This window comes from Kamptonema sp. UHCC 0994 (assembly GCF_029167235.1).
Taxonomy (GTDB): Bacteria; Cyanobacteriota; Cyanobacteriia; order Cyanobacteriales; family Microcoleaceae; genus Kamptonema.
Genome location: NZ_JARFTR010000003.1, coordinates 1 through 23348, shown reverse-complemented (window position 1 = coordinate 23348; position 23348 = coordinate 1). Strand labels below are relative to the sequence as shown.

Here is a 23348-nt window from a genome sequence, read left to right as displayed (position 1 = left end):
GTCTATTATATTGTTAAGTTCTGTAAATAAGTTTACACCTTTTTAAGGATAGTTTTCATCCTCGATCTGGATTTAGGGCGATCGCTCTTGCATAGTAGTACACGACTTGACTCGCGATCGCAGTATTTCCAAAGTAGCAGGAACGCTCACAGCCATTGCAAGTGTGGTTCTGACATAATTATCAGGGAGTTTTGTCACAGCAATCAGGAGTTAGAAGTCAAAATTCTTCTTCAAAAATAAGGCTTACACGCGGACAACATAATTCTATCATTGCAATGGTTAAAAATTTTGACAAGGTATTTACAACTCCGCTGTTTTATCTGGGAGATAAACATCTATCTCTGAGTTCAATAGTCGAATTATTTCTCTTAGCTTTAGCAGTGTTCGTCGTTGCTCGCGTTCTTAGCGAATGGATTAAGCGAGGACTGCTAGTTCGCATGAAATTAGACCGGGGTAGTCGAGAAGCAATCGCCGCCTTGAGTACCTATATACTAGCTGCTTTTGGTTTAATCATCGTTCTGCAAAGTGCCGGAATTAACCTCAGATCCCTCACTGTTATAGCTGGAGTTGTAGGAATCGGCTTCGGCTTCGGATTGCAGAATCTAGCCAGCAACTTTATCAGCGGAATCACACTACTTTTTGAAAATCAGATTAGAGTCGGAGACTTTGTTGAAATTGAACATCTCTTAGGAACAGTAGAAAATATTTCGATTCGCTCTACAATTATCAGAACAATTGATGGTCTTTTTGTGATTGTACCCAATATCAAATTTGTTGAAAGTAATATTATTAACTGGAGTTATAAAGACCCTAAATGCCGCATTCGCGTTCCCGTAGGAGTTGCTTACGGAACCGACCCATTATTGGTCACAGAAGTTTTATTAGTTGCGGCCCGTATGGAACCCAACGTTTTATCTCATCCCTCGCCTAAAGTAGGGTTCCAGAAGTTTGGAGATAGTTCTTTAAACTTTGAGCTGTTAGTTTGGATTGACCAACCACAAGAGAGCGATCAGATTAAAAGTGCTTTAAATTTTCTAATAGAACATGAATTGCGCCACCGAGGTATAGAAATTCCATTTCCCCAACAAGATTTGTGGTTAAGAAATCCACAAGAATTAAAAAATTTATTTCATTATAACAACGAAAATGAAATTACTGATGGCATAGCATTTGCCCAAAATAGCTCTATTTCAGAACAAAAGAAATCAGGCTCAAAATCGCTGAACCATTGGAATCTACGGGATTTATTACGGCGAGTAACTTACTTTGAACAATGCACAGATTTGGAACTAAGGCAATTAATTGAATACGGCTATAGACAACTCTTTCCAGCAGGACAGACTATCTGCCAAGAAAACGATCCAGGTGATTCTTTTTATATTATACTTTCCGGTACGGTAGAAGTGCTTTCTCAGCGTGCTGATAAATATATTGCAACTATTCACGAAGGGGAGTTTTTTGGTGAGATATCTTTGCTATTGGGAACACCCCGTTCAGCAACAGTTCGAGCGATGGAAGATTCAATTTTGTTTGTTGTAGAGCATCATGACTTGCAGAAACTTTTAGTAGAGCAACCGAGTTTAGCCGATCAAATTGCTAAAAAATTATCTGAACGTAAACAAGCATTGCAAGCTTTAGGATTATTCGATGAAAGTTCCGCAGAGCAAACACCTTTTATCAGAATACGTAAACGAATTCAAACACTTTTTGGTATCTGATATACGAAGGAAGAAGGAAGAAGGAAGAAGGAAGAAGGAAGAATGAGGATGAAATTACCAATTACCAATTACCAATTACCCATATTATATTACTTTCAAGTTTTAATTTTTAATTCTTTTTGCGCTTCCCGTCGCAATCTACCCGCTATTTTAAAGAGTTCCTGACCTGTATGTAAGTAGTGGTCATCATAGTTAAGGGTGAACATTTCTAAATCTTCAATTCCATCTGAAACGTGATTGAGACAGTAATAAAACTGAGCGGCAACTCCTGCTAAATTAGGCGGATTTGGCATAGAACGAAAAAGACCATAAGCTTTTTTAAGAAAATCGCGAGAGGTGTCTAAATAATTTTGAAATGCTCCTAAAAGTTCATCGTCAAAAGGATCGGCTGACAATTCGTCTATTTCCTTTTTTAGAGGAGTGAGAATATTAGTAAGCATTCGATTAACTGGTTTATAGACTTTTGTGAGCCATTGTTCTATTTGCTCATCGGCATCCCGTCCAGTTTCTTGTTTGCGGTAGCTCTGGCGAATGTCTGGCTTTTGCTGTTGAGATTTTTGCGAAAATTGCCGATCGTAAGAATGTCGCCGCTGAGGATCGCCTAATACTTCATAAGCTGCATTGAGGCGAATTATTTGCTCGTGACCCGCTGTTTCCTTGTTGCTGTCGGGATGTAATACCTTCACCAAACGGCGATAGGCTTGCTTAATTTCAGCTTGAGTTGCTGTTGGGTTGATATTTAGGGTTTTGTAGTGGTTAGTAATAGCGCCCACGTTTGCTTTACCTCAAAAAAATATAATGAATTCTGTAACGCCGCCCTCTGGGCGGTAAAGCCACCGCCCAGAGGGCGGCGTTACGTAAGTTATCGCAGAAATAGAAAGCGATCGCACTTAATCTTGCGATCGCTAATTCCCCTAAATCATCCAACTTACTTAGCTGATAATACCTGCTAGGCTGAGATCCGATTCTTGGAACAAGGGCGTACTCAAATAGCGTTCGCCAAAGCTGGGTTGAATCATGACAATTAATTTGCCTTCATTTTCTGGGCGCTTGGCTACACGAATGGCGGCGCACAAAGCCGCACCGCTAGAAATACCAGAAAGTAGTCCTTCTTCTCTGGCTAAGCGACGACCATAAGCGATCGCTTCATCGTCCGTCACAATCACAGTCTCATCAATCAAGTCCACATTCAAGACTGGGGGAATAAAACCAGCACCAATACCTTGAATTTTGTGAGGCCCAGGCCTTCCACCGGAAAGAACTTGGCTATTTGCGGGTTCGACTGCGATCGCCTTAAACTCAGATTTTCGCTCCTTAATCACCTCCGCCACACCCGTCAGCGTCCCCCCAGTACCAACCCCAGCCACCAAAATATCAACTTCACCATCTGTATCCTCCCAAATCTCCATAGCCGTTGTCTGGCGGTGAATTTGGGGATTAGCAGGATTCCGAAACTGCTGTAGCATATAGGCATTCGGCGTTGTATCGACAATCTCCTGAGCCCTGCGAATACAGCCACTCATCCCCTCAATCCCTGGCGTGAGTTCTAATTGCGCCCCGTAAGCTCGCAACATCGCCCTACGTTCGCTACTCATAGTTTCGGGCATAGTTAAAATTAACTGATAGCCTTTAGCCGCCGCTACCATTGCCAGTGCAATTCCCGTATTACCCGATGTCGGTTCCACCAAAATCGTTTTTCCCGGAGAGATTAACCCCTCAAGCTCTGCTGCATTCACCATATTAACGCCGATGCGATCTTTCACTGACGATGCAGGGTTCATGCTCTCCAATTTCACCACAATTCTCGCCAGACAGCCTTCAGCTTGGGGGATACGGTTTAGTTGTACCAGAGGTGTCCGACCCACTAATTCTGTAATGTCACGAGCAATACGCATAATATTTGTTGGTTGTTGGTTGTTACTTGTTAGTTGTTAAATATCTCCATCTAATTAATTGTAGGATGGGTGAAACACTTCGCGAAACCTATCATCAAAGTGTTGAGTACAGTTAACGGTTAACTGTTAACTGTTAACGGTTAACTGTTAACTAGATGTAATACATAATATCTAACTGCCGCCTAGCATTTAGCCTCTCAGTGAGATCCTCTAGCGTATATTTTTGTAAAACAGAGTTAGCTATTTCGCGAGCTTCCTGCCAAACCTCAAATACTACAGCACTTTCCAAAGTTTTAGTAGAGCTATTGTTCTCAGAGCGATCCATGTCTGCTCCTTCCAGACAATTTAAAATTTCTAAAAGTGTAATTTTCCAAGGCTCCCGCGCCAAAAGATAACCTCCCTTGGCTCCTCGCTGGCTACGGATGACACCGCCACGCCTGAGTGTCGCTAACAGTTGTTCTAGATAGCGATCGGGGATATTTTGTTGGCAAGCAATAGAGCGAATTTGCAGGGGTTCTCCCTCGTTGTAGTGAGCTGCTAGCTCCAGCAGAGCTAGAATTGCATATTCGCTTTTACACGAAAGTTCTACCATAATACAAAGAATTAAAATCCCAGATTTATGAACATATCGGTCAAAATTTAATAACTTTCCGACTTTTAACTCCTAAATTTTGACTTCTTACTTTTTATTATATCCCGGTTCTCCACTGGGGTTTAACTAATTTCTGCTAATTCACCATTAAAAATTATAGGACTTATGAGGTATATAGCAACCTTCTTGGCAGTTACGTTCTGAGTTCCACCAAACTCGCTTATTCTATTCCCTTCTTCCCCTTCTTTCCCTTCTTCCCCTTCTTTCCCTAGCCCCTAGCCCCTAGCCCCTAGCCCCTAACCGCCTTGGCGGTTGCTATAACTCCTGATTCAATAGCTTTTCAAACCGCCAAAAAAAACCCTGCAAAAGCAGGGCTTTGATATGGAACTTGGAGTATGAGAAGGAATACTTAGCTCACCACACCTATTAGAACGTAAATGTTGTTCTCAGCGTACCGATAATGATGTCATCGTTATCATCATTTTGGTTGGGGTTCGTAATCCAGACTACGCCGGGTGTAACGGAAATATTGTCCGTTAGCTGGAACTTGTAGAAACCTTCAATGTGGTAGGAAGAATCATTGCCAAAGCCTTTATCCAAACCGTCACGAGCCTCAAGGCTAGCTAGGTAAGGCTCCCGACCGAGGACAATACCGCCCAAGTTACCCTCTTTTCCAAGGTCGGGGAAAGCCAAGGTGACAGCGTAGTTCCAAATCTTGGCATCGCCAAGACCGATCGCGCGAGCAGCGGTATATCCAACCCAGCCACCCAGTACAAACCTGCGGTTCAGGCGCATCGAAGCCTCGAAACCGTAGGAGTTACTGACAACTCGCTTAGCGCGATTACCTTCAAAAAAGCCTTCAGTCACACCATTGAGGGAGTTAGCTACGCCAGTACCTGCGAAACCGCCCAGTGAGTCAGTACCATTCGCTAAACCGTTGTCAAAGCCGAAGTTACCGCGATCGAAGTAACCGTGATTGTAGCTCAGAGCAAACTGGAAGTTTCTTCCTGGGGTGAAAGTGAGCTGGGCCATCGCTGCGTAATCGCCACCGAACAAGCCATCGCTCTCAGCAGGGCTAGACGCAGTTGCTGCTAGATAGCCGAAGGAGAAGGAAGTAGGGCCGAAGACACCACCCAACAGCCCTCTACCGCCGAAGGCATAGTCAAAGCCGATACCTGCACCACCGCCTAGACGATAAATTGGGTTTCTCTGTGCAAAAGAAGTCAGTGCACCGTTACCACCGTCAAAGTCTTCAAAGTAAGGGTTGACTGTGGGGATAATATCGTCCCAAGTACCAGCGTTAGCTGCAATGGTGACATTCAACCGCGAAGTTGCGGGGAATTTGTACAGCAGGCTATCCAGGGTAAAAGTATTACCTGTGTTACCAACTGCTTGCCAAGTTTGTAAGCCTTCTTTGGTAGCGCCAAAGTTAAAGTTCTGACCGTTACCAACTTGCAACCTGGTCAGCAATAAATCTTTACCAGTGAAACTGGTGTTTAAGTTGAGGCGAACGCGCTGTTGGAAGACAGCTTCGTTGTTATTAGAACCAAATTCTCGGTTGTTGTCACCGATTCTCCGACCGAAGGCACTAAAGCCTAAACCGCCGCCAAAGTCATCGCTGAGAGCGAAAATCGCTTCCCCAGTTAATTTGGTGGTAGTCGAGAATTGGTTGGCTTCGAGTTCGGCAGTCCGAGCTTCAAGAGCATCGACGCGGCCGCGCAAGGTAGCCAATTCAGCGGCAAATTCTTCTTGCAAGCGTTGGAGAGCTGCCAAGTCTTCTCTGCTGACTAGGTTAGCTGTGCCAGCACCAATCAGTTCGTTGACTCGTTCCAAGCAAGCGTTTAAACCAGCGGCGAATTCGTAGCGGGTCATTGCCCGGTTGCCGCGATAAGTACCGTCAGGATAACCTGCGATACAACCGTAGCGTTCCACTAAGGATTGCAGTGCTTGAAATGCCCAGTCTGTGGGCTGTACGTCAGAAAGTTGAGAAACTGAGGTAACTTGACCCTGAGTTTCGGGGTTGGCTGACCCTTCGTTGCTGTACTGGTTGAGTTGTTCTAATGTTGCTGCCGGATTGTTAGTTTCAGGTGCGGCAGTTTGAGCGAGCACTTCAGGGACATTTACCAAGGTTGGCTGTGTCTGTTCAACAGCTACCGGGGCTAGTGCTTCTAGTGGGGCGGCGCTGATTTGCTCTGGTACACTGGGCAATTCTAGTTGCAGTGTATTGGTTTCCTCAGTTACAGAGTTAGCTGCGATCGCATTTAGTGGTGCCGCCTTTACTTCTTGCTCTGCAATTGCTGGCTCTGTTTTTACTTCAGAGATATTGGAAACTTCTTCAACCTGGGTAACAGGTGTTTGTTCTGCGGCTGCTAGAGGCTCTAGCTGAACTTCGGAAGCTTTGGTTTGTGCAGCTTGTAGCTTGAGAGCTTCAGAATTATTAGGCTGGCTGCTGGTAGCCATAGCACTAGCTGAGACAACTAGGGTTGCTCCCAACACTGCTGGACTGATTAACAATGAACTCCAGAGAAATTTAGACATATTCACTCTCATCCTCACACCGATTACAGAGAGACTATTGTAGCCTTCTATTTGTTGACAGTCCCACCCCCTAAAACGGGAATGGGATTCTCTAAAGCTTTCACTTTAGATACCCCTAGTGATAGGGTGCTTGGGCGCAATCCTTTTGCCCCTAAAGGCGGTCTGCTATCCTAAGTCTTACAACGAGCTGCGTCTAGCGTTTCGGGATTTCTCCCTGGTTTGGCAGATTCCCTGCTTACCTGTTAAAGGCGTTGTGCGCGGCCCGTTAAAAATTTGTCGGTCGTTGATAGGTTAACACAATTTTGGAAGTAGATCAAAATACGATCTGGTTCTTTTTATCTTTTCTCTACTTGTTTTGAGGGCCCGGATTTGGCTTTGGGATAATTACTGCTTTGAGTTTACCCGATTTTGACCGTTGGAGACTCCGGGTGGCGATCGCATTGGTCAAGGTTGACCAAGAGCGCTGCGAGTTTGAGGTATTTATCTATTTTTGCCATAACTTGACAATTTAAGCTAATTTTTCAAGTTCAACCTCTAAGGCGTGTCCCAGTACGGTAAAGACTTGGCGGTGTTCAAATAGTTCCAGCAACTCGGCGCTGATTTTATTTTGAGCGACTTCTTGCCGCATAATTTTCAAAGCTACTTCTGTTGGTAAGCCCCGTTTGTAGGGGCGATCGCCTGCGGTGAGTGCGTCATATATATCTCCGATCGCCATAATCTGAGCCTGAATTGGAATTTCTATATGCCTTAAGCCACGCGGGTAGCCGCTACCATCTAGTTTCTCATGGTGTCCATAGGTAATGTTGGGTACATCTTTGAGATCCTTTGTCCAAGGAATCCGCTTCAGAAATTCGTAGGTGTGGGTGACATGAGATTCTATGGCTAAGCGTTCGTCTGGTGTCAGATTCCCTCTGGGAATCATTAGTTGAGCGATTTCTTCTGGGGTGACGAGGGGCTTGATTTTGCCATCTATATCTCTATAACTGTAGTCGGAGAGTTCCCGTAGTTGGCTGAGGGGTTCTTCTGCTAGAATGTGTGGCTCGTTAGCTTCTAGTAGGAAATTCCAGTAACTAGCTAGTCGAGAAACTTCTGCGGCTAATTCTCCATCAAGTCCTTGGAGATATTGGCAATGAGGGCATTTTTCCTCTGTGTCTGCTAGATGCCGAGCGCTCGGATGCTCCACTAAGTAGCTAAATTTAGATTGAGCGCACTCCATTTCTAGTGTCCGGTGTGCTACGGCAAAACGGTTGCGAATAACATCGAGTTGTTCTGAGTAAAGCTTTTTCTGTTTGGTTAAGATGGCTTCGGGTACGCCGACTTTGCCGAAATCATGGAGAAGGGCGGCGTAACGAATTTCTTGAATTTGGCGATCGTTAAAATAAAGGGGGCACAGCGGGCCTGTTGAGGTAATATTTACCTCTTCTGTCAGTCGCACCGTCAAAGCTGCAACTCGTTCTGAATGTCCAGAAGTGCAGGGATCTCTGGCTTCTATTACTTGTACGGATGCTTTGACAAAGCCTTCAAATAGTTGTTCTATACTATCTTGCAGTTGATTTCGCTCAATGGAGATTGCCGCCTGAGATGCGAGCGATCGCACGATCCTCTGTTCCCACTCTGAATAAGGCTGGGTCAATTCTAAGGTGTTCTGATCTGTGAGCACTGCATCTGGCTTGATTTTACGGTTAATAAGCTGAATCACGCCGATGGTATCGCCTTGGCGATTTTCCATCGGCAGTACCATTACTGAACGGGTACGGTAAGATATGTCCCGGTCAAAGTTTGTATCCAGCCGATAAGGTACTCCCTGGGGCAAATCGTAAGCATCTGGTAAGTTTAAGCTTTCCCCTGTCAAAGCTACGTAGCCTGCCAAGCTTTGGTGTGTCATTGGTATGGCAAACTCGTTGAAGGAAAGGCTCGGCTGAGATGCGTTTTGCGCTACTTTAAATAGCAACTTCGATGTGTTATCGGTATGGTCTACCAAGTACACGCTGCCCGCATCGCTGCTGGTGATCTCCCGACTCTTTGATAGAATCAGGTTTAACAGATCTCGCAAATCCTGGGTACTGGACAAAGCTGCACCGATATCTAATAGCTGCTCTATTAGCTCAGTTCTCTCAGCAGAATCGTTCAAGAACTCTTGCTTCTCAAATATGATCATGACTTGGAGGATGGCGAACAGCCGTTATACTTTGGACTTCTGCATCTCGACTTTCTCACTCTTGATTCTAGCCTAGAGCTGTTGCTAAGTTGCAAGCTTTCTGCTAGCTTCTCTGTAGCTGAGATGCAAAAACTTCTGTACGGACGACGGGAATCACTTTAATTTAAACTAGAAATTTGCTCAGCTAGGGCAAAGTCTTTTTCTGTTAAACCTCCTGCATCGTGGCTTGTTAAGTTAATTGTCACCTTGTTATAGGAAATTTCGATGTCAGGATGGTGTTCTGCGGCTTCAGCGGGTGCGACTAATTTATTCACAAAGGCGATCGCTTCTACAAAGTCTTTAAATTTCCTGATCGACTGGATTTGCTTACCAGCTAAACTCCAGCCAGACAGTTTGCTAATTCCGTCTTGAATTTGGTCATCGTTCAGTAATTTAGCCATGATTTCCTTAATATCTTTGAGGTATCCGATCGGGCGGCTGGGGTTTTGTACTCAACTAAGTTGAAATCCGCTGTAATGTCCCATTTTCCAAAAAGCTTACCAAAAACTATCCGCTCTCACCAATAGTGTCAAGCAAAAGCTTGAACACTATTCGGTGAGAGCGGTCTAGCGGGTCTTCAGATTAGAACCTAACTGCCGGGTGGAACCCTAGATCGGCCTGGTTATCCAAGGGATAATGTTCCCCGTTGGGAACAAAGGCTAAATGCTAGAGAGCAGCCCCGGCACGCAGCCGGCATTCTCCAATCTGATGACCCATGCGTATACTACTTTCTATCATGGGCATCACCTCCTTTTTTACCCTAAATGGTTTATTTCAAAAAGTTTTACTGCTATTGAGCATAACACAAGAATCTGGAAAAGCAAGGGATAGGTCCAAATTTTTCCGTCGGGTGGGTGCTACCAGTGCCATATATTTTTTTTCACTAAAGATATAAATTGTGGCAGCGCCTACCCTCATGTCGCTCTCCCCTTTAATAGTATTATTTATCTTTCCGCAAATAAACGCAGTGGCGCACGCTCTGACTTAAGGGAGTTGTAAAGGCTTCAACTTGCGCGATCGCACCGCCCAATTCCTCAACAACTGACTGTAAATCTACTTCCTCCTCAACCGTCCAATTGCCGCGATAAAGAATAGCTAAACCGCCAGTTTTCAACAGTGGTAATGAATATTTAGCACAAATTGATGCCGATGCAACTGCTCTCAGGAAAGCCAAATCGTAAGATTGTCGATGCTGTGGCTGGTAGGCAATTTCTTCCGATCTGCCAATCAAAGGAACAGCATTTTTTATGCCTATTTGAGGCACCAAATTTTCTAGAAAAGAGATTTTTTTTCGCGTTCCATCAAGTAAAGTGACAGTCAATTTAGGAAGTGCGAGCGCAACTGGCAACCCCGGAAAACCAGCACCAGTTCCGATATCAATAACTTTCTGCATCGATTTTAAGGGTAATTCATCAATTACTCCTACACGATTGGGCGACAGCAGGGGCGCAATTCCCCGCAAAGAATCCCAAAGATGTTTTTCCCAAAACTCTAAGGGTTCAGTTATCCGAGTTAAATTCAGGTGTTTATTCCCATCAATTATTAATTCATAGAGCCGCTGAAATTGTTGCTGTTGCTCATCACTTGGCTGCCAGGAAAGCGTTTCCTGCCACAGTTCATTCATCTCAGGTAGCGTAACTGTACTAAACATGACTTGTTTCTTTAACTTCTAATTTACTATTCTCAATCGGCTGCAAATCGCCGTGATTTAAAGTCCAACACCGATCGGCAATACTCAATAAATCGCTCGGATCGTGGGTCACAACTAACAGAGTCCAGTGATTTTTTAGCTTTTTTAATAAGCTCACCAATTGCCGTCGCATTGACCAATCCAACCCCGCCGTAGGTTCGTCTAATAATAGCAAATGCGGCTGGCGAATTAGCTGCACAGCTAATGCTATTCGCCGCTGCTGACCACCACTCAAAGCATGGGGTGAAGCGTGTAGTGGTAAATGTGCTAGTCCTACTTCTATCATAGCTTGGGTGATTTGTTCTTGCCCAATTTCTGGATGTCCTAACCGTAATTCTTCTAATATTGTACCACCACAAAAATGCCGCTCTGGAAATTGAAATACTAAGCCTCCTAATTGTTGCAAATGTTCCGGTGTTAATTCCTGTTCTCGCCAGCGGATATCACCGCTAGTCTTCTCGGCAAGACCGGCTAAAATTTCTAACAATGTACTTTTACCAGATCCGCTGCGACCAACTATCAGCCCCATCTGCTGCGGGGAGAGTTCTAAGTTAATATTTTTGAGAATGGCTTCCGGGCAGACTGTGGGGTGATAGACTAAGTTTCTCAGATAAAGCATTAAAGTGATTGGTAATTGGTAATTGGTAATTGGTAATTGGTAATTGGTGATTGGTAATTGGTAATTGGTAATTGGTACCTTCCCCCTCTCCCACTCTCTTCCTCTTTCCCTAGCCCCTAGTCCCTAGTCCCTAGCCCCTAGTCCCTTCTTGTAATAAGATATTCCCATGATTAAAATGTACCGTAAAATGTGCTAAAAATCAAATAAATTGTACCATTTTTTGAATCTGGGCCTGAGAGTCTTAAATTTCGACTCTCAGAATCCTAGCCTAGAGTCTATTGATTTTAGAGGCTCAACGATGACGAAAACCCCATTAGTGTCGCTTATTGACCAGTTTCTTGCTCCGAAACAGGTTCTCAGCGCGATCGCTTACACCGCGATCCAACTAACAACCATAGCTTCTCTTACCGCGCTCAGCTTTTGCGTTAACCCTGCTTTAGCGGGAGACCCCTTTCGTACCAGCAATCCGCACCCAATTGGTAATAAGACTGAAGCTGCTTTTAAAGCCATGTTTGAGCAGGGGAATTACTTAGCAGCAAAAGCTTACATTGAACAAGCTTTGTCTATAGAGCAAAATGACCCGCTAGTATATGCAATGAAAGCCTCTTTATCCTATATAGATCGGGATTTGGACGGACTAAATGCCTACGCCAAAAAAACCCGCGAAGTTGCTGAAAGATTGAGCAAGACTGACCCTTTGCGGGGCAATATTTATATAGCAGCCAGTCATTTTTTAGAAGGTGCTTACACAATTGTCAAGGAAGGTACGGCCAAGGGTACTCCTCAAGCCATGAAGAAACTTCGAGAGGTATTGCAATATCTAGATGCAGCAGAAAAAATAGCTCCCGCAGACCCAGAACTAAACTTAGTCAAGGGATATATGGATTTAATGCTGGCTACAAACTTACCTTTTTCTAACCCGAATGAAGCGATTCAAAGATTAGAACAAAAGGCATCTCCGCGCTATTTAGCCTATCGTGGAGTAGCAGTTGGATATAGAGATTTAGACAAGTATGACCAAGCTCTAGACTCTGTAAATAAAGCCTTAGCAGAGACTCCAAATAATCCAGAGGTACTTTATCTAAAAGCTCAAATTCTTGTTTCCCAAGGGAGGCGGCAAAATAATAATAGAACCTTGTTCGACGAAGCTAGGAAAAACTTTGATGCTGCTTTGACAAAACCAAATCAACTTCCCAGGCGTTTAGTTGCACAAATCTTTTTTGAACAGTGCAAAACTCGCAACCGTCTTGATAATAGTAAACGTGCCTGCGATCCAATGCGCGATGCGATTAGAGATGGAAACGGTAGCTGGGGCCCAGTCGTATTACCACCACTATAAAATTGACATTCATGGAAGTACAATTTCGCGAGTTTGACCCGTTCGATCTGTGGATATGGCTAAAGTTTAGCACAGTGCCTTCAAATGGCGAAAAACAGTATGTTGAAGAAGTGCTAGATTCCTGGTTTTTTTTAGGAAAGCTAGGGGGATTTAATGCCGAAAATCTGCAAGTAAACGATGTAGGAGTAGATATCAGCTACCTGAATTATGATACCAATATGGCTGACAATAGTATGATGGCATTGATGCACAATATGGGAGATGTCGAGTATGAGGGATTGTGGGCGCGTTGTTGGTTAGATTTAGGCACGAGTGATGCTCTAGGTTTGGATATTCTGATCAATGTTTTCATACAACTTAGCAAGGAATTTGTGGCGATTGAAAAATTAATTGTTGGCGGTGAAAATGAAGACTGGCCAGTTGAAAAAGACGTTCGCAAGTCTACTCTAGCCTACGAAAATTAAAAACTTGATTGCCAATAATTTGTATTGGCAATTCAACCGTTACCTCTAAATCAATTACCAATTACCAGTTACCAATTACCAAATCATGCACAAACAAGGTGAAATTCGCGTTCTAGCATTGGGATTAATTAAAGATGGCGATCGCATCTTCCTATCCGAAGGCTACGATCCAGTTAAACAAGAAACATTTTATCGTGTTATGGGCGGCGGCGTGGACTTCGGGGAATATAGCCGCGACGCTCTAGAACGTGAATTTCAAGAGGAAATCCAAGCAGAGTTAACAAATATTAAATATCTGGGCTGTATCGAGAGCATATTTGAATTCAATGGTAAGCCGGGACATGAATTAATTCAACTTTATCAGTGCGACTTTGCCGATCGCAAATTTTATCAATTGGAGAGTTTAGTCTTTGCAGAAGGGAAGCGGGAAAAAACAGCTCTTTGGATGCCAATTGAGCGGTTTAAATCAGGAGAATTACGATTAGTTCCTGATGATTTTTTAGCTTATTATGAGGATTGAGTTAATTTATTGGCGGTTGAAACCGCTACTATACAAACAAAGTCCGCCTGCGCGGACTAAGAAAGAAGAAGCTACCTATTTTATAAATAGAGTATAATTTAATCCTCATGACATTAACTGAACAAATCCTCTCCCAACTCCCAGAAAATGCTCTCAATAACTTGCGAAAAACCGATTTTATCTGGCAAAAAATCAGAGAAGAAACCACACCAATTCCCCAAGTTGTAAAATACAATCCACAACCTCTAGGAAGCATAGATTATGATATAGTTATCAGCGGCGGTACCTTGGGAATATTAATAGGTGCTGCCTTAGCTATGCGTGGTTGGCGTGTCGCCTTACTCGAAAGAGGAACTCTACGCGGGCGCGAGCAAGAATGGAATATTTCTCGCAAAGAATTAGAGGTATTTCTAGAACTAAACTTATTGTCATCTGAAGAATTAGAAAGTGCGATAGCAACCGAATATAATCCCGCTCGTATTAGCTTCCCCAATACTCCCAATATCTTCGTGCAAGGCGTTCTCAACATCGGCATAGACCCAGTTTACCTCCTAGAAAAGCTTAAAACAAAATTTCTCCAAGCAGGCGGTAAACTATTTGAAAATACCCCCTTTGAGGCGGCAATAATTCACCCCGATGGCATTGCGGTATCTGTAGGAAGAAGTTTAGAGGAAAAATCGGTAGAAACTACAGATAATTTAATAACAAAATTCCCACCCAATAACTTATTTAAAACAAGATTATTATTAGATGCAATGGGACATTTTTCACCCATTGTCCAGCAAGCGCGGCAAGGACAAAAACCCGATGCTGTCTGTTTAGTTGTTGGTAGTTGCGCTCAAGGATTTCCGAAAAACGACACAGGCGACTTATTTGCATCTTTCACACCCATGCAAAACCAATGCCAATATTTTTGGGAAGCATTTCCAGCGCGAGACGGGCGTACAACCTACTTATTTACCTACATAGATGCTCATCCAGAAAGATTTAGTTTAGAAACATTATTTGAAGAATACTTGCGTTTATTACCAGAATATCAAAACGTCGAAATTAACCAGCTAAAATTCCAAAGAGTTCTCTACGGATTCTTTCCCTGCTATCGTCAAAGTCCTCTAAAAATGCCCTGGAATCGTATCCTCCCCGTTGGAGATAGCAGTGGTAGCCAATCTCCTCTCAGCTTTGGCGGTTTTGGCGCAATGGTTCGCCATCTCAAACGCTTAACTGAAGGCATTAATGAAGCCTTAGAAAGCGATTTGCTCAACCAGAATGCTTTAGCGCTACTGCAACCTTATCAGCCAAATCTATCCGTAACCTGGCTATTTCAACGCTCAATGAGTGCCGTTATTAACCAGAACATCGATCCAAATCAGATTAATCAATTGTTGGCGGGAGTATTTCAGGTAATGGAAAAACTAGGAGAACCTGTAATCAAACCATTTCTTCAAGATATTGTCCAGTTTCCTGCTTTATCCCAGACTTTATTTAAAACTGCGATCGCTCATCCTAGATTAGTAATTAAAGTCATTCCTCAAGTAGGAATAGTAAACTTATTAGATTGGATGATTCATTATGTAAATTTGGGAGCTTACACGGGATTATATTCTTTTAGTCATATATTAGAACCTGAAATTAAAAAATTATCGCCCTGCCAGCAATACTACTGTCACCGATGGATTGAAGCATGGAAGTATGGTGCTGGAAGCGATTATGAATAATTGACTTAGTAGTGAAAAATTTCTGGTTTAGGACATGAAAAACAGTGGAGTAACTTATGATTTTACCAATATTTTTGCAGTTAAAACTATTATATAGTAAAAACTAATAACTAATAACTCAGAAATTTCTCGTCCATTCTCCTCATACCTCTCTCCCCACACTGGTGAGACCATTAAGGATATTCCCCCCTCACAGGCCAGGCTCTAGTGTTATCATAGAGTTCAGCCTTTCTCAACCTCCGTTGATACGGATAAGCAAAAACAGGGTGCATAGAATGAAAAGGCTCCACTGTTGCCTCACTCAGGCAATCCCGACAGCGCTATTGATGCAAAACAAGTGCCTCCGTTACTGGATGGACAATCTCGGCATTAACAGGCCAAGCGATCGCAGCCGGCAATTTTGGGCACGAATTCCAGCACTCGGTGTCATAGCACAAAGCAGTTAGTGCTGGGAGGAACTCAAATTGACTAATTTGACAAATATCAGGGAAAAGCTCACTAAAACCTGGAGCAAACGCAGTATAACTCGCAAGTTTAGGTTAGCTTCTAGCGCTCAATTGCTGTTAATTGGCACAGTAGCTCTAACTGGGCTTTTTTCCCTCAGCGTCGTTCGGAACAAAACTGAATCGGCGATGGTTACAAGTATCAAAATCCAACGGTTAGTGTTTGATATGAATAAAAATTTAGCACAAGCACGCCGAAAGGAAACAGAATTCTTTCGCCAGTGGTCAATAATTGGTTTTGAAAAAGCGCGGCAAGATTACGCAGAACCCCACGATAAGCAGATCCTAAAAGTGCTGCAAATTAGGGATGAATTGCAAAAATTGCTCACCAGTGAAAGTGCAAGCGAGGGACTACGCCGCAGTAATCCTGATTTGGTGGAATACGAAGAAAAAGTTAGAAATTATAGCGACAATTTTAGAGAAGCAGTAGGATTAGTGGGGATGTTAGGTGAAGATCAGACAGGCGTACTGGCCAGAGCAGATCGTAAGTCTGAATTGTTGCACGATACTCTCCAACTAGCTAGCGAAACGGAATTAATAGCTTTGTACAATCAAATGCAAGCTTTAGAAAAGGAATATTTGCTCAAACGATCCGACATGGAAAAGCGATCGCTTTCTGAGGCTGTTATCGCGCTACGAGAGGCAATTCGTCGCTCCCAAAAATTAGATACTTCACAAAAAGAACAAGCGCAACGATATCTCGGCGGCTATGAATTGGAATCTAAAGAACTTACCTCCCTCGATAGCGATATTCGCAAAATTAGCGATACTTTTGATGAGCAGACTGCTGCTGTTTCAGAAAAATTACTGACTGTGGCGACAGAGGAAGTAGAACGAGCACGGGTTCAAATTAATCTGACAAGTATAGGCGCAGCGGTGTTGCTAGGAGCATCTGCGGTGGCAACAGTAGTGCTAGCTTTGGCAATCAGAAATTCATTTCAGTCTGCCTTAGAACAATTAGAAATTGAACAGGAAAAGTCCGAACGTTTACTGCTAAATGTCTTGCCAAAAGCGATCGCAGATCGCCTGAAGCGGGAACCAGGGACTATTGCCGACAGTTTTGAAAATGTAACTGTATTGTTTGCTGACATTGCCGGTTTTACTAAGCTGTCTTCCCATATTTCCCCAACAGAATTAGTTAAGTTGCTCAATGAAATATTTTCCTCTTTTGATTTCTTGGCAATGCAGCATGGGTTGGAAAAAATCAAAACCATTGGTGATGCTTACATGGTAGTTGGTGGACTTCCTAATCCCCGCAAAGATCATGCAGAGGCAATTGCGAATATGGCCTTGGATATGCAGCAAGCAATTGTCCGTTTTAATGAAAAACATAACGACGCATTTAGTATCAGAATTGGCATCAATACGGGTTCGGTAGTCGCTGGTGTAATTGGTACGAAAAAATTTATTTACGATCTCTGGGGTGATACTGTAAATATAGCCAGCCGCATGGAATCTCACGGCGTTGTAGGAGGAATTCAGATCGCAGAAGCAACTTACCAATATTTGCGAGATAAATACTGGATAGAAAAGCGGGGTTTAATTGAAATCAAAGGCAAAGGGGAGATGGTCACTTACTTAATTAAGGGAAAAATCAGCGATCGACTTATTACTGAAAATCAGAATGTTGGTATAAGTAATTCACGAGAAGATTTTCCCAGTATTGAAAAATAAAAGCCTTTAGGCAAGCTAGAAATTTACCACTAACACAAATTACTCAAATGCTAAGAATAAAACGTCTATCAAGCACCTTCAGAATTAACAATAAACGACTAATAGTTTTATTCTGGTTTTGTGGTTTACTTTTGCCAATCTTAGAGTCGGTTTTATCGCCGAAGCTTGCCCTGGGACAACCCATAACGCCTGCTAGCGACGGCACTGGAACACTTGTCATTCCTAACGGAAATCGTCTCGATATTAGCGGTGGTAAATTATCCGGCGATGGTACTAATCTTTTCCATAGTTTTCAACAATTTGGTTTGAATGAAGGCCAGATAGCAAACTTTCTTACTAATCCCTCTATCCAAAATATACTCGGTCGCGTTGTCGGTGGCAATCCTTCTCTAATTAATGGCTTAATTTCAGTTACAGGTGGCAATTCTAATCTATTTTTAATGAACCCGTCTGGCATTATCTTTGGTGCTAATGCCCGCTTGAATGTACCAGGAGATTTTACAGCTACCACCGCTGCGGGTATCGGCTTTAATAAAGGCTGGTTTAATGCTGGTGGCCCTAATGATTACTCTTCCTTAATAGGAACGCCGAATGTTTTTTCCTTTCCATTAACAGGATCTGGAACTATTGTTAACAATGGAATTTTGGCAGTAGAACCAGGAAAAAATTTAATACTTTTAGGTAGTATTGCTATTAATAATGGAGAATTGCAAGCTCCCGGCGGCAATATTACCGTTGCCCTTCTACCAGAACAAAATATTTTCCGTATTAGCCAACCTGGACATTTGCTGAATTTAGAAGTACCAATTAGGGAAAAATCCGCTCTATCCTCTAATTTCGATTTCCCAAAACCCACCAATTTGCCACAACTACTGACAGGCGGCAGTGATAGAAACGCCTCAAATGTTATTGTTAATAGTAACGGTGAAGTATTACTCATCACACCTACTTATATAACCAATTCTAGCAGCATTGACCCCTCATTTTTAGAAAGTCAAGCTCCACCAATACCAAAAGGTAACGATCAATCCACAGCAACTAACTTCAACGCAACAGTTCCAGTATTTAATAACAACATTAATACTTCAGCTCCTTCGCCATTAAATGCGACAGTTCCAGTATTTAATAACAACATTAATACTTCAGCTCCTTCGCCATTAAATGCGACAGTTCCAGTATTTAATAACAACATTAATACTTCAGATATTTTGTTGTCTTCAGTATTGCTTTCAAATGGGAAATTACCTATGATTCCTAGTAGTGGAATGCCTACTATTTCCACACCATCTATGTTTCCTTTAGGTGGTGATACTTATAATTTAAGTACAATGCCTTCATTTAATCATAGCGGTGCTGAACCCAGAATGGTTCCAAACGGAACACCTGATAGACAAATCCCAATGGCTTCTAATGGCAACTTCAGTATAGGCCGCCCAGAATTCCGATCGCCACGCGAAAGCGGAGAAACAATTAGACTCAATCCTAGTAATAACGGTGCGGCTCCCTTGAATACAATTGTAGCTGAAATGCCGATTATTTTGAGCCGAGAACAGCAATTTTATGATAAATTTGGAGAGAATCTTCTTAATGCTAAAGTTACGCCACAAACTATCCGAGATACCTTGGGAAAAATTACTACTCAAACCGGGAATCGTTCTGCAATTATCTATGTAAGTGCTTTCTCAGATCAATTAGAGTTAGTATTATTTACCCCAAAAGGTACACCTATTCGTAAAACAATACCAGAAGCTAACCGCGAGAAAGTGTTAGCATTAGCGAGAGAATTTCGCTCAGAAATTACTAATCCCAGAAAAGTCAATACCAACAGCTATTTAGACTCTGCTCAACAACTCTATAAATGGCTAATTTCACCCTTAGAAGAAACACTAGAAACTGATGGAATTAACACCCTATTATTTTCAATGGATGCGGGTTTACGCTCTCTCCCACTAGCAGCTTTGCACGATGGCAAGCAGTTTTTAATTGAAAAGTATAGCTTGAGCCTTATTCCCAATCTCAGTTTAACTGATACTCGCTATCAATCTCTACAAAATGCTTCTGTCTTGGCAATGGGAGCCTCGCAATTTAAAGACTTGAGCCCCCTGCCCGCCGTACCTCTAGAATTATCTACAATTGTGGGTAACTTGTGGCCTGGAAAATCTTTTCTTAATGAAGAATTTACTCTTGAAAATCTTAAACTTCAGCGCCAGCAACAGCCTTATCAAATTATTCATTTAGCAACTCATGGAGAATTTAATCCTGGTGCTGCTGGCAATTCTTATATTCAATTATGGGATACAAAATTACACTTGGATCAATTGCGGCAGTTAGGATGGAATAATCCCCCTGTAGAGTTGCTGGTGCTGAGCTCTTGTCGTACAGCATTAGGAGATGAAGAAACAGAGTTAGGTTTTGCAGGTTTGGCATTTCAAGCAGGGGTAAAATCAGCCCTCGCGAGTTTGTGGTATGTCTCAGATCGAGGAACTTTAGCTCTGATGAGCGAGTTTTATCAACAGTTGAAAACAGCCAAGATTAAAGCAGAAGCATTAAGACAGGCACAGATAGCAATGATTAAAGGTCAAGTACGCATTGACTCAGGAATTTTGAGCCGCATTTCTAGCTCGGATATCGCTTCTAGGGGCAATGTAACTTTGCCACCAGAACTTATGGGCCCAGACAATCCAAATTTAACTCATCCTTATTATTGGTCAGCTTTTATGATGATTGGTAGTCCTTGGTAATTGTTAACTGTTAACTGTTAGCTGTTAATGTTTATTCAAGGGGCAAAAACTGCCAGAGCTTTGGGAATAACGCGAAATATAGCGGGAGTGCGAGTTGTGATTTCGCCATCTGTATTGATGCGACGGGATTTAGAAGTACGCACCTCTATTTCTTGACCATTTAGAGCCCGAACTCCTGGCCAAAGAGCATGATTTCCTTGTCTTATTGCTGGTAGTAAGGCGATAATTTGCCACCAATATTTAGTTTCTAAACTGTACAAATCTAGCCGCTGATCGTCGATTGTTGCATCCTCAGCTACTGTCATTCCTCCGCCGTAATAGCGACCGTTTCCTACGGCAATTTGAATTGTTTTTACCCTAATTGATTGATTATTTACTCGAATTTCTGCTCGAAAAGGCCGCGATTGCCAAATTACTTGTAATGCAGTCGCGGCATAAGCTAAAATTCCCCATCGGCGCTTTACTTCCTTCGTTAGGCGTTGCGTAATTTGTACGCTCAACCCTAAACTTGCGACGTTGAAGAAGTATTTTCCATTCACCCAACCCAAGTCAATTCGACGAATTTGACCCGCTGCTATCACTTGGCAAGCTTCGGACAAAGAGTTAGGAATCCCTAAAGTGCGAGCTAAGTCATTAGCAGTTCCTAGAGGTAAAATTCCTAATGGCAAGTTCGTGTTAATTAAACCTTCTATAGCCGCATTTAAAGTGCCATCCCCGCCGCCGATTATTACTAAATCAACTTGATTTTTGTAGCGCTGGATTGCGTCGGGGATATGTTGAGGGTGTTCTGTCAATTCTTCGATCAGCTCAAAGCCAAGCGCTTGCAATTCTACAGTAGCTTGAGATAATAGTTTTTGTCCGCTTCGGGCGTGCTGATTGACTAAAAGCAAAGCTTTTTTCATACAAATTAGGAGTTAGGGCTTAGGCAATAGCCTAATACAAAACTCCCCTGTTTTACCACCAAGAACCAACTCGGTTTCAGTTGGATAATTTGAGTGCTTCTTCGGGATAGTCTGCACCTTCGAGCATGAGGCTAGCGATCGCTTCATAGGCATCAACCCACGCCTGCTTCACTTCTGGTGTCCAATCAGCGCCCAAGTAAGATTCAAATGTTTTCAGGATCGATGCTCCAACGAGTGGGTAATGCTCTGGGAGAGTGCCATACTGGACGTGCCTAGCACCCATACCTTTAAGAGCGCCTGCTAGGGCATCCGGTTTACGCAGATTTTCAATCACCAGCACTAAAGAAGCTATTATTTTCTTTTTTTGCTCTGCCATGTTAGCATTAGCAAATAGAGGTTTAGCCTGGGGATAGTCCGCAAACAAATTTTCGTAGAAACTGGCTGCAAACTCTGGGGCGTTTGGTTTAATACGATTAAAACTTTGTTCCAACAATTCGACATTCAGAGACATGGCAAACTAACCTCTATTTGAATTAATACTTGGCTTACATTTTACCACGTTATGTCAAATTGACATAAATAAACTAAAATAAGGTCAACTTAATTAGGACTTACGCACTTACTACGATTTTCTGTCATTGCGAGCCCAGCGAAGCAATCTCCAACTCTTGCTACACCGTTATAATACGTAAGCCCTGTTATTTTAAGCCCCTTAAGAAAACGCCAATTAAAATCATGTCTGATGTTTTAGAGCAAGCACAAGTAGCAGCGAAGCAGAGAAATTGGTCTTTGCTAGCTCAATATTTGCAGCAATTGGGGAATAGCGACAAGAAACTAGGAATTTCTTCCTCTTATTCACAGCAAGTGCTGACTCTAGCTTTAGATGTATTAGAATTGGGGGATTTCCAAGATCGGTGGGAAATTGCCAAGGTATTGCCTAATCTGGGAACGATCGCGATCGCGCCTTTGATTGCTATTATTGAAGATGAAGATGCAGACTTAGAGCAACGTTGGTTCGCCGTTCGGATTTTGGGCAATTTCGACCGACCAGAAGCGATCGCAACTCTAGTGGAACTTCTTAAAACCTCTGAAAGCGAAGAATTGAGTAGCATCGCCGCAGATACCCTCGCTAATTTAGGCCCCAGCGCGATCGCATCTTTGACAAATCTCTTGGTTCACGAAGAATCCCGACAGTTTGCAACATCTGCACTTGCCCAAATTCGACAGCCTGAAACTATTGAGCCTTTGCTAAGTGTAGCAGGCGATCCGCTTGCCTCGGTGCGTCTGGCTGCAATTGAAGGTCTATCTAGCTTTCACGATTCCCGTATTCCGCCGGTACTGGTAAAAGCTCTAAAAGATCCAGTGACAGCGGTTAGAAAAGAAGCTGCGATCGCTTTAGGTTTGCGTTCCTATTTAGACGGCGAATTGGATCTGGTAAACTTACTCAAACCGTTACTTAAGGATATCCATTTAGAAGTGTGTTTGGCAGCCGCGATCGCACTAGGACGGATAAAAACAGACACCGCCGCCGCCGCCTTATTTGAGCTATTCCAATCTCAAAAAACCCCGGTTTCTTTGCAAATTGAAGCCGTCCGTGCTTTAGGTTGGATGGAAACAAAAACAGCTTTAGACTATTTACAAAAAGTCTTAATCGAGTCGGGGAACTTTCAAGAAAAAGAAGAAAACAAAAACCTAGAATTAGAAATAACTTCTCATCCTTCTTCCTTCATCTCTCTTCCTTCTTCCTTAATTAAAGAAATTATCACTATTTTGGGGCGAGTAGAAAATCCAAACTTAAAACCTCAAGCCGCAGACATTTTAATCAATTTATTACAAGCTAGACATCCAGTAATTGTGGGAGAAGTAAAACAATCTCTGGCTTTAGGATTAGGACAACTGGGAGATAAAAAGGCAATAGAACCTTTGATTGAAATGTTGGCAGATGCCGATAGTAGTATCAGACTTCACTGCATAGCGGCGCTCAAACAACTAGCACCTCAACAAGCTTACCAGCAATTAGAAAACTTGGCGAAGGAAAACAACCTGAGACAAAATTTAAAACAAGGAATCGCGATCGCCTTGCAGGAATGGTAAGAAAAATAAAACCTTATCTCCTTTTCACTAACACCAATATGCACCATAAATTTGTAGAGGAATTCAAAGTTTCAATAGAGCAATTGTTACCTGCCTATCTAGTTATCTTTGACAGGACTTACGCACGATTACGTAACGCCGCCATCC

General features: G+C 42.7%; 20 protein-coding genes. 8 read left to right on the top strand and 12 right to left on the bottom strand.

Features of this window, described 5'->3' with window-relative positions:
* Positions 1-72: 72 nt before the first annotated feature.
* Positions 73-198 carry a hypothetical protein gene (locus PY364_RS00575; RefSeq protein ID WP_275519474.1) on the bottom strand — a complete coding sequence of 42 codons (126 nt, stop codon included), beginning with the start codon at positions 196-198 and terminating at the stop codon, positions 73-75.
* A gap of 77 nt (positions 199-275) precedes the next feature.
* Here PY364_RS00575 and PY364_RS00570 point away from each other — a divergent pair, with 77 nt between their 5' ends.
* Positions 276-1718, top strand: a complete 1443-nt coding sequence (locus PY364_RS00570) for a cyclic nucleotide-binding domain-containing protein (RefSeq protein ID WP_275519472.1) — start codon at positions 276-278, stop codon at positions 1716-1718.
* Positions 1719-1813: 95 nt separating this feature from the next.
* Here PY364_RS00570 and PY364_RS00565 read toward each other — a convergent pair whose 3' ends face one another.
* From PY364_RS00565 to PY364_RS00525, 9 genes are all read right to left on the bottom strand, one after another.
* Positions 1814-2491 carry a J domain-containing protein gene (locus PY364_RS00565; protein WP_275519470.1) on the bottom strand — a complete coding sequence of 226 codons (678 nt, stop codon included), beginning with the start codon at positions 2489-2491 and terminating at the stop codon, positions 1814-1816.
* A 7-nt stretch (positions 2492-2498) separates the two neighbouring features.
* A complete protein-coding gene (locus tag PY364_RS00560) occupies positions 2499-2645 on the bottom strand; it encodes a hypothetical protein (protein WP_275519468.1) in 147 nt (48 codons plus the stop codon).
* 5 nt (positions 2646-2650) lie between these two features.
* Positions 2651-3613: a cysteine synthase A gene (gene cysK, locus PY364_RS00555; RefSeq protein ID WP_275519466.1), complete on the bottom strand. Its 963-nt coding sequence runs from the start codon at positions 3611-3613 to the stop codon at positions 2651-2653.
* Between the two features lie 151 nt (positions 3614-3764).
* Positions 3765-4205, bottom strand: coding sequence for an Rrf2 family transcriptional regulator (locus PY364_RS00550; RefSeq protein WP_275519464.1), 441 nt, complete (start codon positions 4203-4205; stop codon positions 3765-3767).
* Between the two features lie 426 nt (positions 4206-4631).
* Complete coding sequence (locus PY364_RS00545; RefSeq protein WP_275519462.1) at positions 4632-6743, bottom strand: iron uptake porin; 2112 nt, start codon at positions 6741-6743, stop codon at positions 4632-4634.
* A 508-nt stretch (positions 6744-7251) separates the two neighbouring features.
* On the bottom strand, positions 7252-8901 hold the full coding sequence (locus PY364_RS00540) for an HD family phosphohydrolase (RefSeq protein WP_275519459.1): 1650 nt from the start codon (positions 8899-8901) through the stop codon (positions 7252-7254).
* Between the two features lie 158 nt (positions 8902-9059).
* Positions 9060-9341: a 4a-hydroxytetrahydrobiopterin dehydratase gene (locus tag PY364_RS00535; protein ID WP_275519456.1), complete on the bottom strand. Its 282-nt coding sequence runs from the start codon at positions 9339-9341 to the stop codon at positions 9060-9062.
* Between the two features lie 539 nt (positions 9342-9880).
* Positions 9881-10591 (bottom strand): 16S rRNA (guanine(527)-N(7))-methyltransferase RsmG, encoded by a 711-nt coding sequence (gene rsmG, locus PY364_RS00530; protein WP_275519453.1) that lies wholly within the window; start codon positions 10589-10591, stop codon positions 9881-9883.
* Positions 10584-11249: an ABC transporter ATP-binding protein gene (locus PY364_RS00525; protein WP_275519451.1), complete on the bottom strand. Its 666-nt coding sequence runs from the start codon at positions 11247-11249 to the stop codon at positions 10584-10586. The genes rsmG and PY364_RS00525 overlap by 8 nt, the downstream gene beginning before the upstream one ends.
* A 298-nt stretch (positions 11250-11547) precedes the next feature.
* Between PY364_RS00525 and PY364_RS00520 the strand changes: the two genes are divergently transcribed.
* From PY364_RS00520 to PY364_RS00495, 6 genes are all read left to right on the top strand, one after another.
* Positions 11548-12588 carry a Sll0314/Alr1548 family TPR repeat-containing protein gene (locus PY364_RS00520; RefSeq protein ID WP_275519447.1) on the top strand — a complete coding sequence of 347 codons (1041 nt, stop codon included), beginning with the start codon at positions 11548-11550 and terminating at the stop codon, positions 12586-12588.
* Between the two features lie 11 nt (positions 12589-12599).
* Positions 12600-13052, top strand: coding sequence for a DUF3531 family protein (locus tag PY364_RS00515; RefSeq protein WP_275519445.1), 453 nt, complete (start codon positions 12600-12602; stop codon positions 13050-13052).
* Positions 13053-13137: 85 nt separating this feature from the next.
* A complete protein-coding gene (locus tag PY364_RS00510; protein WP_275519442.1) occupies positions 13138-13572 on the top strand; it encodes an NUDIX hydrolase in 435 nt (144 codons plus the stop codon).
* Positions 13573-13679: 107 nt separating this feature from the next.
* Positions 13680-15287 carry an FAD-dependent oxidoreductase gene (locus tag PY364_RS00505; protein ID WP_275519440.1) on the top strand — a complete coding sequence of 536 codons (1608 nt, stop codon included), beginning with the start codon at positions 13680-13682 and terminating at the stop codon, positions 15285-15287.
* Positions 15288-15751: 464 nt separating this feature from the next.
* Positions 15752-17464 (top strand): adenylate/guanylate cyclase domain-containing protein, encoded by a 1713-nt coding sequence (locus PY364_RS00500; RefSeq protein WP_275519438.1) that lies wholly within the window; start codon positions 15752-15754, stop codon positions 17462-17464.
* Between the two features lie 47 nt (positions 17465-17511).
* Positions 17512-20205 carry a CHAT domain-containing protein gene (locus PY364_RS00495; RefSeq protein WP_275519436.1) on the top strand — a complete coding sequence of 898 codons (2694 nt, stop codon included), beginning with the start codon at positions 17512-17514 and terminating at the stop codon, positions 20203-20205.
* 35 nt (positions 20206-20240) lie between these two features.
* Here the strand turns inward: PY364_RS00495 and PY364_RS00490 are convergent, their stop codons facing one another.
* Together PY364_RS00490 and PY364_RS00485 are read right to left on the bottom strand one after the other, a co-directional pair.
* Complete coding sequence (locus PY364_RS00490) at positions 20241-21107, bottom strand: lipid kinase (RefSeq protein ID WP_275519434.1); 867 nt, start codon at positions 21105-21107, stop codon at positions 20241-20243.
* A gap of 76 nt (positions 21108-21183) precedes the next feature.
* Positions 21184-21618 carry a globin family protein gene (locus tag PY364_RS00485; protein ID WP_275519432.1) on the bottom strand — a complete coding sequence of 145 codons (435 nt, stop codon included), beginning with the start codon at positions 21616-21618 and terminating at the stop codon, positions 21184-21186.
* A gap of 224 nt (positions 21619-21842) precedes the next feature.
* On the opposite strand from PY364_RS00485, the gene PY364_RS00480 reads away from it, so the two are divergent.
* A complete protein-coding gene (locus tag PY364_RS00480; RefSeq protein WP_275519430.1) occupies positions 21843-23201 on the top strand; it encodes a HEAT repeat domain-containing protein in 1359 nt (452 codons plus the stop codon).
* The last annotated feature ends 147 nt before the right edge of the window (positions 23202-23348 follow it).

Coding starts and splice junctions, on each gene's coding strand:
- PY364_RS00570 (WP_275519472.1), top strand. CDS start 276: ATGGTTAAAAATTTTGACAAGGTATTTACAACTCCGCTGTTTTATCTG.
- cysK (WP_275519466.1), bottom strand. CDS start 3,613: ATGCGTATTGCTCGTGACATTACAGAATTAGTGGGTCGGACACCTCTG.
- PY364_RS00550 (WP_275519464.1), bottom strand. CDS start 4,205: ATGGTAGAACTTTCGTGTAAAAGCGAATATGCAATTCTAGCTCTGCTG.
- PY364_RS00545 (WP_275519462.1), bottom strand. CDS start 6,743: ATGTCTAAATTTCTCTGGAGTTCATTGTTAATCAGTCCAGCAGTGTTG.
- PY364_RS00540 (WP_275519459.1), bottom strand. CDS start 8,901: ATGATCATATTTGAGAAGCAAGAGTTCTTGAACGATTCTGCTGAGAGA.
- PY364_RS00535 (WP_275519456.1), bottom strand. CDS start 9,341: ATGGCTAAATTACTGAACGATGACCAAATTCAAGACGGAATTAGCAAA.
- rsmG (WP_275519453.1), bottom strand. CDS start 10,591: ATGTTTAGTACAGTTACGCTACCTGAGATGAATGAACTGTGGCAGGAA.
- PY364_RS00525 (WP_275519451.1), bottom strand. CDS start 11,249: ATGCTTTATCTGAGAAACTTAGTCTATCACCCCACAGTCTGCCCGGAA.
- PY364_RS00520 (WP_275519447.1), top strand. CDS start 11,548: ATGACGAAAACCCCATTAGTGTCGCTTATTGACCAGTTTCTTGCTCCG.
- PY364_RS00515 (WP_275519445.1), top strand. CDS start 12,600: ATGGAAGTACAATTTCGCGAGTTTGACCCGTTCGATCTGTGGATATGG.
- PY364_RS00510 (WP_275519442.1), top strand. CDS start 13,138: ATGCACAAACAAGGTGAAATTCGCGTTCTAGCATTGGGATTAATTAAA.
- PY364_RS00505 (WP_275519440.1), top strand. CDS start 13,680: ATGACATTAACTGAACAAATCCTCTCCCAACTCCCAGAAAATGCTCTC.
- PY364_RS00495 (WP_275519436.1), top strand. CDS start 17,512: ATGCTAAGAATAAAACGTCTATCAAGCACCTTCAGAATTAACAATAAA.
- PY364_RS00490 (WP_275519434.1), bottom strand. CDS start 21,107: ATGAAAAAAGCTTTGCTTTTAGTCAATCAGCACGCCCGAAGCGGACAA.
- PY364_RS00485 (WP_275519432.1), bottom strand. CDS start 21,618: ATGTCTCTGAATGTCGAATTGTTGGAACAAAGTTTTAATCGTATTAAA.
- PY364_RS00480 (WP_275519430.1), top strand. CDS start 21,843: ATGTCTGATGTTTTAGAGCAAGCACAAGTAGCAGCGAAGCAGAGAAAT.